Origin of the sequence: Collimonas sp. (genome assembly GCF_035566555.1) — a bacterium.
In the GTDB taxonomy this organism is placed as follows: domain Bacteria; phylum Pseudomonadota; class Gammaproteobacteria; order Burkholderiales; family Burkholderiaceae_D; genus Collimonas.
Genome location: NZ_DATMRB010000172.1, coordinates 26,690 through 38,294 on the forward strand (window position 1 = coordinate 26,690; position 11,605 = coordinate 38,294).

At 59.6% G+C, this 11,605-nt stretch carries 13 protein-coding genes; 9 read left to right on the forward strand and 4 right to left on the reverse strand.

The features are described from left to right. The first annotated feature begins 73 nt into the window (after positions 1-73). From fba to msrA, 7 genes are all read left to right on the forward strand, one after another. Entirely contained in the window at positions 74-1,138 is a 1,065-nt protein-coding gene (gene fba, locus VNZ65_RS21355) for a class II fructose-bisphosphate aldolase (protein ID WP_061943880.1), read from the forward strand. 240 nt (positions 1,139-1,378) lie between these two features. Continuing rightward, on the forward strand, positions 1,379-2,275 hold the full coding sequence (locus tag VNZ65_RS21360) for a phosphoribosylaminoimidazolesuccinocarboxamide synthase (RefSeq protein ID WP_325672634.1): 897 nt from the start codon (positions 1,379-1,381) through the stop codon (positions 2,273-2,275). A 2-nt stretch (positions 2,276-2,277) separates the two neighbouring features. Further along, positions 2,278-2,796 carry a 5-(carboxyamino)imidazole ribonucleotide mutase gene (gene purE, locus VNZ65_RS21365; RefSeq protein WP_061943874.1) on the forward strand — a complete coding sequence of 173 codons (519 nt, stop codon included), beginning with the start codon at positions 2,278-2,280 and terminating at the stop codon, positions 2,794-2,796. Positions 2,797-2,801: 5 nt separating this feature from the next. Next, on the forward strand, positions 2,802-4,007 hold the full coding sequence (locus VNZ65_RS21370; RefSeq protein ID WP_325672636.1) for a 5-(carboxyamino)imidazole ribonucleotide synthase: 1,206 nt from the start codon (positions 2,802-2,804) through the stop codon (positions 4,005-4,007). A gap of 12 nt (positions 4,008-4,019) precedes the next feature. Then, positions 4,020-5,084, forward strand: a complete 1,065-nt coding sequence (locus tag VNZ65_RS21375; RefSeq protein WP_325672638.1) for an L-threonylcarbamoyladenylate synthase — start codon at positions 4,020-4,022, stop codon at positions 5,082-5,084. Positions 5,085-5,351: 267 nt separating this feature from the next. Continuing rightward, positions 5,352-6,077, forward strand: a complete 726-nt coding sequence (locus VNZ65_RS21380; protein WP_325672639.1) for an OmpW/AlkL family protein — start codon at positions 5,352-5,354, stop codon at positions 6,075-6,077. Between the two features lie 159 nt (positions 6,078-6,236). Beyond that, entirely contained in the window at positions 6,237-6,773 is a 537-nt protein-coding gene (gene msrA / locus VNZ65_RS21385) for a peptide-methionine (S)-S-oxide reductase MsrA (protein WP_325672641.1), read from the forward strand. 45 nt (positions 6,774-6,818) lie between these two features. Here the strand turns inward: msrA and VNZ65_RS21390 are convergent, their stop codons facing one another. From VNZ65_RS21390 to VNZ65_RS21400, 3 genes are all read right to left on the reverse strand, one after another. Next, complete coding sequence (locus VNZ65_RS21390) at positions 6,819-8,030, reverse strand: cyclopropane-fatty-acyl-phospholipid synthase family protein (RefSeq protein WP_325672657.1); 1,212 nt, start codon at positions 8,028-8,030, stop codon at positions 6,819-6,821. Between the two features lie 73 nt (positions 8,031-8,103). Next, on the reverse strand, positions 8,104-8,757 hold the full coding sequence (pdxH, locus tag VNZ65_RS21395; RefSeq protein WP_325672643.1) for a pyridoxamine 5'-phosphate oxidase: 654 nt from the start codon (positions 8,755-8,757) through the stop codon (positions 8,104-8,106). After that, the gene (locus tag VNZ65_RS21400) at positions 8,754-9,302 is read right to left on the reverse strand and encodes a hemerythrin domain-containing protein (protein WP_325672645.1); all 549 of its coding nucleotides are present in this window, start codon (positions 9,300-9,302) and stop codon (positions 8,754-8,756) included. Before VNZ65_RS21400 ends, pdxH begins: the two co-directional genes overlap by 4 nt. 220 nt (positions 9,303-9,522) lie before the next feature. On the opposite strand from VNZ65_RS21400, the gene tcdA reads away from it, so the two are divergent. Further along, a complete protein-coding gene (tcdA, locus tag VNZ65_RS21405; protein WP_325672647.1) occupies positions 9,523-10,377 on the forward strand; it encodes a tRNA cyclic N6-threonylcarbamoyladenosine(37) synthase TcdA in 855 nt (284 codons plus the stop codon). A gap of 313 nt (positions 10,378-10,690) precedes the next feature. Continuing rightward, positions 10,691-11,395 (forward strand): MgtC/SapB family protein, encoded by a 705-nt coding sequence (locus VNZ65_RS21410; RefSeq protein WP_061943855.1) that lies wholly within the window; start codon positions 10,691-10,693, stop codon positions 11,393-11,395. A 23-nt stretch (positions 11,396-11,418) separates the two neighbouring features. Here VNZ65_RS21410 and VNZ65_RS21415 read toward each other — a convergent pair. After that, positions 11,419-11,605: hypothetical protein (locus VNZ65_RS21415; protein WP_325672649.1), on the reverse strand; the 187-nt coding region annotated here is incomplete at its 5' end.

Genomic DNA, 11,605 nt, shown 5'->3' on the forward strand with positions numbered 1-11,605 from the left:
GAATGGATTCCCGCGTGCGCGGGAATGACGTAGTAACAAGTAACACTACAAGTTTCTATTATCGGAGTACAACATGCCTCTCGTATCCATGCGTCAATTGCTGGACCATGCTGCTGAAAACAGCTACGGCCTGCCTGCTTTCAACGTCAACAACCTGGAACAGGTCACCGCCATCATGCAGGCCGCCGATGAAGTCGGCGCGCCGGTCATCATGCAAGCCTCTGCCGGCGCCCGCAAATATGCCGGCGAAGCCTTCCTGCGCCACTTGATCGAAGCCGCAGTCGAAGCTTTCCCGCACATTCCGGTGGTCATGCACCAGGACCACGGTCAGTCGCCGGCGGTGTGCATGGCAGCGATCAAGTCCGGTTTCACTTCGGTGATGATGGACGGTTCGCTGATGGAAGACGGCAAGTCGGTCGCCAGCTATGAATACAACGTCGAAGTCTCGCGCAAGGTAGTCGAGTTCTCGCACGCCATCGGCGTCACCGTCGAAGCCGAACTGGGCGTGCTCGGTTCGCTGGAAACCATGATGGGCGACAAGGAAGACGGCCACGGCGCGGACGGCAAGATGACCCGCGAGCAGCTGCTGACCGACGTCGCGCAAGCCGCCGATTTCGTCAAGCTGACCCAGTGCGATGCGCTGGCGATTGCGATCGGTACTTCGCACGGCGCCTACAAGTTCTCGCGCAAGCCTACCGGCGACATCCTGGCGATCGAACGCATCAAGGAAATCCACACCCGCATTCCTAACACCCACCTGGTGATGCACGGTTCCTCCTCGGTGCCGCAGGAACTGCTGGCGGAAATCCGCGAATTCGGCGGCGACATGAAAGAAACCTACGGCGTGCCGGTGGAAGAGATCCAGGAAGGCATCCGTCACGGCGTGCGCAAGATCAATATCGATACCGATATCCGCCTGGCCATGACCGGCGCGATCCGCCGCTACCTGATCGAGAATCCAAGCAAGTTCGATCCGCGCGATTACCTCAAGCCGGCGCGCGAAGCGGCCAAGGCTGTGGTCAAGGCGCGTTTCCTGGCGTTCGGCTGCGAAGGCCAGGCTGCCAAGATCAAGCCAGTATCGCTGGAAAAGATCGCTGAGAAGTACAAGAAGGGCGAGCTGGCGCAGATCGTTCAGTAATAAATAGGCCGCGTAAGTCATTTTAAAACTGCTGTCATTCCCGCGCATGCGGGAATCCATTTTAATCAGCAAATTGGATCCCCGCGTGCGCGGGGATGACGCAGTGAATTGCAAGATATATTGCGGAAAATTGAAGAAATGTTGTAGCGGCGCCAAGCCGGGTTTGGCGCAATAATTTACCAGCTTGTAGAATGACTTATCAGTCGTTCAGCAGCTGGTTTTCTGACTTTTGGAATAACCATGACAAGCCTCTACCAATCCACCATTACCTCTCTGCCACTGCTGGGTCGCGGCAAGGTGCGCGAAAACTATGCCGTCGGTGAAGACAAGATCCTGATCGTCACCTCTGACCGCTTGTCGGCTTTCGACGTCATCATGAACCAGCCGATCCCGGGCAAAGGCAAGGTCTTGAACCGCATGTCCGACTTCTGGTTCGACAAGCTGGCGGCGATCGTGCCTAACCACCTGACCGGGATTGCGCCGGAATCGGTGGTGGCGGGCGACGAAGTGGAGCAGGTGCGCGGCCGTGCGGTCGTGGCGAAGCGCCTGCAGCCGATCATGGTCGAGGCGGTGGTGCGCGGTTATATCATCGGTTCCGGCTGGAAGGATTACCAGGCTACCGGCGCCATCTGCGGCATCAGCCTGCCGGCCGGTTTGCAGCAGGCCGCCAAGCTGGCCGAGCCGATCTTCACGCCGGCGGCCAAGGCTGAAATGGGTGAGCATGACGAGAACATCAGCTTTGCCGACATGGAAAGCCGCATCGGCAAGGAACTGGCCGAGAAGATCCGCAGCGTCAGCATCGAGTTGTACAAGACCGCGGCCGACTACGCGGCGACGCGCGGCATCATCATCGCCGACACCAAGTTTGAATTCGGCCTCGATCAGGACGGTGTCCTGCACCTGATGGATGAGGTGCTGACCGCCGATTCCTCGCGTTTCTGGCCTGCTGCCAGCTACCAGGTCGGCATTTCGCCGCCATCGTTCGACAAGCAGTTCGTGCGCGATTACCTGGAAACCGTCACCAGCTGGAACAAGACCGCGCCGGCGCCGACGCTGCCGGACGACGTGATTGCAAAAACCGGCGACAAATACCGCGAAGCTTTATTCAGCCTGACCGGCGAAACGCTGAAGGATTGATGATGAGCAAGGACACTGTGGATCAGTTGGCGGCCAAGCCGGTCATCGGCATCGTCATGGGCTCTTCTTCCGACTGGGATGTGATGCAGCACGCGGTCGCCATCCTCACTGAGTTTGGCGTCGCCCACGAAGCGCAGGTGATTTCGGCGCATCGTATGCCGGACCAGATGTTCGCCTATGCGGAAAGCGCGCGCGAACGCGGCCTGCGCGCGATCATCGCCGGCGCCGGCGGCGCTGCCCACTTGCCGGGCATGATCGCCGCCAAGACCATTGTGCCGGTGCTGGGCGTGCCGGTGCCGTCCAAGTATCTGCGCGGCGAGGATTCCTTGCTGTCGATCGTGCAGATGCCGAAGGGCATCCCGGTCGCCACCTATGCCATCGGCGAAGCCGGCGCGGCCAATGCGGCGCTGTCCGCCATCGCCATGCTGGCCACCACCGACCAGGCGCTGGCCGACAAGCTGCTGGCGTTCCGCGCCAAACAGACCCAGATTGCCCTTGATATGAAATTGCCACCGGTATGAGCAGTATGCAACACAAATCCCACGATTCCATCGCGCCGATTGTTCCAACCACAACGCCGGCCACCTGGCTGGGCGTGATGGGCGGCGGCCAACTGGGCCGCATGTTCGCCCATGAAGCGCAAGCCATGGGCTACAAGGTGGCGGTGCTGGAACCCGAACAGGATTGCCCGACCGGGCACGTCGCCGATCGCCACTTCCTGGCTGACTACAGCGATGCGGTCGCCCTGGGCGAGATGGCCAGCCTGTGCGCGGCAGTGACCACCGAGTTTGAGAACGTCGCCGCCGACAGCCTGGCGCTGCTGGCGCAGAACAGTTTTGTGGCGCCGGCCGCGGCCAGCGTATCGGTGGCCCAGGACCGCATGGTGGAAAAGCGTTTCTTCACCGCCTGCGCCAAGGAATCCACGGTGCTGCCGGCGCCGCATCAGCTGATTGCTACCGCAGCCGATATCGACCAGGTGCCGGCCGCTCTCTTGCCCGGCATCTTGAAAACCGTCCGCCTCGGCTACGACGGCAAGGGCCAGGCGCGGGTGCGCACCCTGGATGAGCTGCGCGCAGCATTCGCCGGCATGAACGGCGTCGCCTGCGTGCTGGAAAAGATGCTGCCGCTGGCATATGAAGTCTCGGTGCTGGTGGCGCGCGGCGCCGACGGCAAGGCAGTGGTCTATCCGATTGCCGAAAACGTCCATCGCGACGGCATCTTGTTCACTACCACGGTGCCAGGCCCGAACGTCTGCGATGAAACCGCCAAGCGCGCGCAGCATGCGGCGCTGGTCATCATTGAGCAGCTGGCGTATGTCGGCGTGCTGTGCATCGAATTTTTTGTCTTGCAAGACGGCTCGCTGGTCGTCAACGAGATGGCGCCGCGTCCGCACAACAGCGGCCACTACACCATGGACGCCTGCGTCACCAGCCAGTTTGCACAGCAGGTGCGGGCAATGGCGCGCATGCCGCTGGGCGATACGCGCCAGCATTCGCCGGCAGTGATGCTGAACATCCTCGGCGACGTATGGTTTGACGGCGCCAGCGAACAGACGCGCGAACCGGCATGGGACCAGATCCTGGCGTTGCCGGCGGCGCATCTGCATTTGTATGGCAAGGCGCAGGCGCGCCGTGCCCGCAAAATGGGACACATCACGTTTATTGCGCCGACGCTAGCCGAAGCGCAGCAGCAACTGGCAGCTGCCTGCGCCATTCTCGGCATCGCCGCCTGAATGAAGCATGCGATGACGGACGCAACTATCGACATGCAAGCGATCCGCCTGGCTGCCCGCAAGCTGGAAGCGGGCCAGCTGGTGGCGTTTCCGACGGAAACGGTGTACGGGCTGGGCGCCGATGCCGAAAATGCGGCCGCGGTTGCCAGCATCTACGCCGCCAAGGGGCGTCCATCCAATCACCCGGTGATCGTCCATGTGGCTCCCGAAGCCGATATCAGTTATTGGGCCGAGGCCATTCCGCCACAGGCGCAGGCGCTGATCGCGGCCTTCTGGCCGGGGCCGCTGACGCTGATACTGCCGCGTGCTGGGCATATTCCGGATCAAGTCTCGGGCGGCCAGAGTTCGGTCGGTCTGCGCTGTCCGTCGCATCCGGTGGCGCAGGCTTTGCTGCGCGAATTCAAGGGCGGCAAGGGCGGCATCGCCGGGCCGTCGGCCAACAAGTTCGGCCATGTCAGTCCGACCACGGCGCAGCACGTGCGGGACGAGTTCGACACTGACGGCGATAGTCCGATCGCATGCATCCTGGACGGCGGCCAGAGTGAAGTCGGGATCGAATCGACGATTGTCGATTTGTCGCGTATGGCGACGCACGGGCCGGTGCTGTTGCGGCCGGGCCACATCAGCGCTGCCGAAATCAGCGCTGTGCTGGGCATGCCGGTGCAAGCCGCCGATGCGGCCGCGCCGCGCGCTTCCGGCACGCTGGAATCGCACTATGCGCCGCGCACGCCGGTGCTGCTGGTAGCGCCGCCGCAACTGGCGGCGACGCTGTTGCAACTACACCAGGCCGGGCAAAGCCTGGCGCTGATCTCTTATTCGCCGGCTGCCATGGCGGCCGGCGGTCCGCCGCTGGCGGCGCAATTCGCCATGGCCGCCGCGCCGCAACCGTATGCCCACGAGCTTTATGCTGCGTTGCGCAACATGGATCACGCTGCTGCCGACCTGATTGTGGTGGAAGCGCCGCCGTCGGAGCTGGCCTGGCAGGGGATTAACGATCGTTTACGTCGTGCCGCGCACGATTCCTTAGCCGTCCTGGCGGGGTTTAAAACGGGCTTTAAAACGAGCCTCAAAAAATAATTGCGGTAAAAAAGCTACAACTATAGTCAAATGATTCTAAAGCTGGCATAGTGTAAAAAAAAGAATAGCACGCGCGTTCTTTTCGGGAAAAGGGCAGGGAAGAGATGTGATTCGGATCGTAAATCTCTCTTGTCCTGATAGTTGAAGTCGAAGAATAGAGCGCTGTCTGGCCAGCCAGAACTGCAAAGTGCCGCAAATGGGTTTGTACTGCATCCGATGCAGGCAAGATCCCGCTACTAAAAATGAAGTGAAACTTGGAGAAGACATATGAAAAAACAATTTAACGTATTGCCAAAACTGGCTGCCCTGTCGGTGCTGGCAGCATTCGCGGCTCCGGCAATGGCGCAGCAAGCCGGCGACAACGTGGTCAACGCCGGCTGGGCCCACATCGGCCTGCACCAGTCCAGCGAACAGCTGAAAGTCAACGGCACTACCATTCCAGGCACCGGCGCTTCTGTCGATAACGCCGACACGCTGATTCTGCAATTCACCCACTTCTTTACCGACAATATCGCGGTGACTTCGGACTTGGGTATTCCGCCGACCATGAAACTGAACGGCGCCGGCCCTGTATTGCAAGGCCTGGGCCAGATCGGCACCGCCAAGCTGTGGAGCCCTGCCATCGTCGCCAAGTATTTCTTCGGCGAGCCGACCAGCTCCTTCCGTCCATACGTCGGCGCCGGCCTGTCCTACGTCTGGTACTCGAACATCAAGCTCAACAGCGGTTTGACCAACTTGCTGGGCGCTGTCGCAGCCGGTAATCCGAATGCCCAGACCAGCGCTTCCCTGAGCAGCAACCTGGTGCCGGTCGCGAACGTCGGCTTTGCCTACAATTTCGACAAGAACTGGTCCGCCAACCTCGGCTTTTCGTACGTGCCGCTCAAGACCAAGGCTGACCTGACGACACAGACTCCTAACGGTCCGGTCCACAGCACCACCAAGCTGACCCTGGATCCGCTGGTGTCGGTACTGACAGTCGGCTACAAGTTCTAAATCGCCGGATAAGATTCATCTTAAAAAGCCCCGTGTAGACGGGGTTTTTTTTCGTCTGTTGTATGGCAAGGCCGGATCGCGTATTTCCACGTCGACAAGACAGAGCAGATTGCGTTACAGTGAAACTGTCAATTGTGAGTAACCAGGGGAGTAGCGACCATGACTAAAGAAGTTGCGGTATTAGGAGGTGGGTGCTTCTGGTGCCTGGAAGCGGTTTATCAGGAAATCAAAGGGGTGGAGCATGTCGAGTCCGGATATACCGGCGGCCATGTGGAAAATCCCAGTTATGAGCAGGTGTGCGAGGGCACGACCGGCCATGCCGAAGTGGTAGCGTTGACATTCGATAATGAAAAGATCAGCTATCGCGAGCTGCTGGAAATCTTTTTCACCATCCACGATCCGACCACGCTGAACCGCCAGGGCAACGACGTCGGTACTCAGTACCGCTCGGCGATCTATTACCAGTCGCCGCAGCAAAAGGCGGCGGCGGCGCAGGTGATTGCGGAAATGGCGAATGTGTGGGATGCGCCCATCGTCACCGAATTGAGCGCTGCGGAAACCTATTACAAGGCCGAAGACTACCACCAGAACTACTTCCGCCAGCATCCGCTGCAAGGCTACTGCGCTTTCGTGGTGGCGCCGAAAGTGGCGAAGCTGCGCAAGATGTTCATCGATAAAGTTAAAGTGACCAGCTAAACTCGCGCCGCTGCGCCGATCAGCGCAGCGGATGGCTTGCTCAAGTCACTTGCCCTGGTATATGTAATCGCGCGACCAGGGTAACGTGCCGGCGCTGCGCCCGGCTTTGCGGCAGACCACCTGGTACAGCGACATCCAGTCGCGCTCGAAGCCGTAGGAACTCCCCGCCAGGTAAATCCGCCAGATACGGAAACGGCGGTCATCGGCCGCTTTCCTGACCTCGTCGGCATGGGCTTCCAGGTTGTCGGCCCAGATGCCGCAGGTCTTGGCGTAGTGGCGCCGCAGGTTCTCCACGTCGAATACTTCCAGCCCGCCTTGCTGCATGGTTTTCAGCACCATGCCGATATGCGGCAGCTCGCCGTGCGGGAACACATACTTCTCGATGAATTCCCCGCCGCCATAGGGCGACTCGCCATTGTCGATGTCGGTGGTGGTGATGCCATGGTTCATGGCGATGCCGTCATCGGCCAGCAGCTCGCGGATGCGCGAGAAATACATGGGCAGATGGATCAGCCCGACATGCTCGAACATGCCGACGCTGGTGATGCGGTCGAAACTGCCGGTGATGTCGCGATAGTCTTGCAGGCGGATTTCTATCTGGTCCTGCAGCCCGGCCTGCGCCACACGCTCTTTCGCCAGCGCAAACTGGTTTTCCGAGAGCGTGATGCCGACGCACCTGGCGCCGAACTTCTGCGCTGCCCGCAGCACCAGCGCACCCCAGCCGCAGCCGATATCGAGCAGGGTCTGGCCCGGCTGGATCTGGATCTTGGTCAGGATGTGATCGATCTTCTTGAGCTGCGCGGTGTCCAGGTCTTCATCGCCATGTTCGAAATAGGCGCAGGAATACACCATGTTCTGGTCCAGCCACAGCTTGTAGAAATCGTTGGAGACGTCGTAGTGATAACGGATCGCCTCGGCATCCTTTTCCTTGTTGTGGCGGAAGGTGCGGGTGATGCGCGCGAACTTGCCGTCCGGCTTGAGGGAATTGGCTGCCAGGGCATTGCCGACGGCGATGATTTCCTTGATTTTTCCTTCGACTTCGATTTTCCCTTCGACGTAGGCTTCGCCGAGATTGGCGAGCGATGGCGTCAGCAGGTAGCTCAGCGCCGATACATGCGGCACGCGTACAGTGACCTCCGGCGCCGCATAGGTGCCGAAGTCGAAACGCTGACCATTCCATAATTCGAGCCGCAGCGGTATTGCGGCGCGGTGGCGGATATCATCAACCCAGTTTTCAAGCTTCTTTTCCCAGAACACGATTTCTCCTCCGGTCATTAAATACTTGTACCAAGCGGTCAGCGTCGACCGGTGACGGTGATGATGACGGCCCCTAAGGCTGCAGGCGTTGTCGCAGCCACTTGTCATCTGCGTCCAAGGTATACAAAATCCGGTCGTGCAAACGTGACCGGCGTCCTTGCCAAAATTCTACCGTATCCGGGAAAAGTCTGTAGCCGCCCCAGTGTTTTGGGCGCGGCGGGTGTTCGCCGAATTGTTGTTCGGCCTTGGCGTACTCTGCTTCCAGCAGTTCGCGGCTGGCGATGGTCTCGCTTTGCGCGGAGGCGATGGCGCCAAGCCGGCTGCGCAAGGGCCGGCTGTTGAAGTAGGCGTCGCTTTCGCTGTCGTCGACTTTTTCGACGCGGCCTTCGATGCGCACCTGGCGTTCCAGCGCGACCCAGTGAAACAGCAAGGCGCCATAAGGATGTTGTTCCAGGTCGTGGCCCTTGCGGCTTTCAAAGTTGGTGAACCAGGTGAAGCCTTGTTCATCGAACTGCTTGATCAGCACGATGCGCGACGACGGCCGGCCGTTGCTGCCGACGGTGGCCAGGCTCATGGCGTTGGCCTCCGGGACTTCGGCGCGCATGGCTTCATCGAACCATTTTCCGAACTGGGTAATCGGATCGGCCGCGGTGTCGGTTTCCGACAGGCTGGCCTGGCTATAGTCTATGCGCAGGTCCGCAATCGATTTGTCTAGTTGCTGATTCATTGGGTAATTCCTCGGCGTTGTTGCATGGCTGATCCCAGCTGCTGCATCTGCTGTGCGCTGAACAGCCGTTTCGCCATCGGCGCGATCCAGGTTTCTTCCTTTTCCATGTGGGCGGAATAGATCGCGGAAAATTGCTGGACATCCTGCGCCGACAGCTGACTTGCCGGCGTGGCCGCCGCGCCGTCGGCGATCGGCGTCAATTGCAGGTTGAGCGCCTGCCACAGGCTATCCATCTGATGATGTTCGGCCAGGATTTCCGGCATCAGTTTCTGCAGCAGGGCGGCGTCTTCTCCGCTGGCGGTCATGGTCAGCATCGGCAGCAGGTCGACTTCTTCATCGGCGTGATGATGCGGCGCGGCCTGGTTGAAATAGCGCATGACGCTGTGCGCGGCTTGCTGGGCCTGGGCATCGTTGCCATGCTGAGGCACATGGCCGAGCAGGTTCTGCAGCGTCTCAAGCTGTTTGCGTATGCGGTCGTGGCAATGCTTGAGCACCGCAATCGGCTGGCTGAAATCTGGTGCGGTGGCGATCAGTGCGTTGGGCATGGTGTATATCTCATGTCTGATGGGAGCATGCATCGGGGGATGGATGCTTATTTGATAACTGGTTGATGGCGGTGTCCATTTCATATTAAAGCACTTCAAAAGTGATCCGTCATGCAGAGCCGGTAAAATAGCCACAATAGCGGTAGCCAGTTTGATCTGTATCAAGTTCATCGCGGTTTATCTTGTCACATGCCTGTCATTTCACTTTCAGTTGCCCATCATGTCCTCATCTGTTGTAAGCAGCGCTTCCGGCGCCTCTATCCCCACTGCGGTCGATCTCGACGAGATTGATTTCGACCGCCGTTTCGGCGGCATTGGCCGTTTGTACGGCGCCGCCGCGCTGGCCCGATTCCTGCAGGCGCATGTCTGCGTGATCGGTGTCGGCGGGGTCGGCTCGTGGGCGGTGGAGGCCTTGGCGCGCAGTGCCGTCGGCAATCTGACCCTGATCGACCTCGACAATCTGGCCGAATCGAATATCAATCGCCAGATTCACGCGCTGACGGATACGCTCGGCCAGGCCAAGGTGAGTGCGCTGGCGGCGCGCATCGCCCAGATCAATCCTTACTGCCATGTCACCGAAGTGGAAGATTTCATCAGCGCTGACAATCTGCCGGAAATGATCGGTGAAGGGCGTTATGACTATGTGATCGACGCCATCGACAATGTGCGCGCCAAGGCGGCAGTGATCGCTTATTGCCGTGACAAGGGCATCCGCCTGATCACCATCGGCAGCGCCGGCGGCCAGGTCGACGCCACCTGCATCGAAGTGCGCGACCTGGCGAAAACCGAACAGGAGCCGCTGCTGGCCAAGGTGCGCAAGCGCTTACGCTCGGAGTACCGTTTTCCGCGTGGCGATAAAGTCCGTTTTGGCGTCGATGCCGTGTTTTCTACCGAGCCCATCAGCGCGCCGCTGGTGGAGCAGGCATGCGCGGTCGATGCCGATACAGCGCCAGGCGTTACCGGCCTGAATTGCGCCGGCTACGGCTCGGCGGTGGTGGTGACAGCCACTTTTGGCCTGGTTGCCGCCGGCCACGTCTTGCGCAAGCTGGCAGCCGATGCGCTCCCCGCGGCTTGACTTGCCTATGCGCTCTAAATAGAATCCTGTGGACCATGTTTGCAGGAGACCCGATTTTGGACAGTTGTACCAGTACCCTCGGATGGGCGCCCAGCCCGTTGTAATTCACCTGCTAGCAAGCATTTATCGCTACAGCCAGTGAATTGACGCGCTGTAGCAGCCCGGAGATGCGTCCCGCATCTTCGTCATTTATCTCCCATCCGTTTGTTTGATTTGCCTGGCCGGCTGTTCTTCAATTCCTGAAGCGGCGCCGGGCGCCAATGAAATGCCGCCATGCCGTGCGCATGGCGACGCATGCAGAAAGGTAGCGAAGATGGATTGGAAAATATTTACCCTGCGCGTATTGCTCGCTCTGACTCTGGGTTCCCTGATTGGCGCCGAACGCCAGATGCGCCAGCGCATGGCGGGTTTGCGCACCAATGCGCTGGTGTCTATCGGCGCCTCGCTGTTCGTGATGGTGTCCGCCTTTGAGTCGGATCCGCAGGGAGCAACGCGGATTGCTTCTTATGTCGTATCGGGTATCGGCTTTCTTGGCGCCGGCGTCATCATGCGCGAGGGGATCAATGTACGGGGTTTGAACACGGCCGCCACCCTGTGGTGCTCGGCAGCGGTCGGCGTGCTGTGCGGCCTTGGGCACGCGCTGGAAGCGGCCATCGGCGCGGCCGCCATCCTGGGCGCGAACGTGCTGCTGCGCGGAGTCTCTCATATGATCAACCGCCAGGATCTGCATAGCGCGACGGAAACCGAGCAGGTGTATCGCCTCTCTATAGTATGCCGTCCGGAAGATGAAGTGCAGGTGCGCACCTTGATGCTGCATATGCTGAACGGCATGCCGCACCTGATAGTGCAGTCGCTGCATAGCGAGGATCTGGCTTCCGGCACGCAGCTGGAAGTACGGGCAGACCTGATTACTTCTGCCAGCAATCATTTGCAGCTGGAGCAGATTGTCAGCCGGATCAGCCTGGAGAAGGGCGTCAGCGCTGCCCGCTGGGCGGTATTGAATTCGGTGGATGTATAAAATTGCTACTTAAAAGAGCGTCTTTAGCGGCGAGGAATGCCTGGTATCAGGGCTAAATCAAATAAATCGAAATATTTTAAAGAATTTGCGTAAAAGTACTTGCGGGGAATTGGGGGGATTGCTATAGTTCGCCTCCCGTTGAGAACGACGCGAAATAAACGAAGCAGCAGCGAGTGATTGAGGCTGATTTGAGAGCGAAGTTTGAGGGAA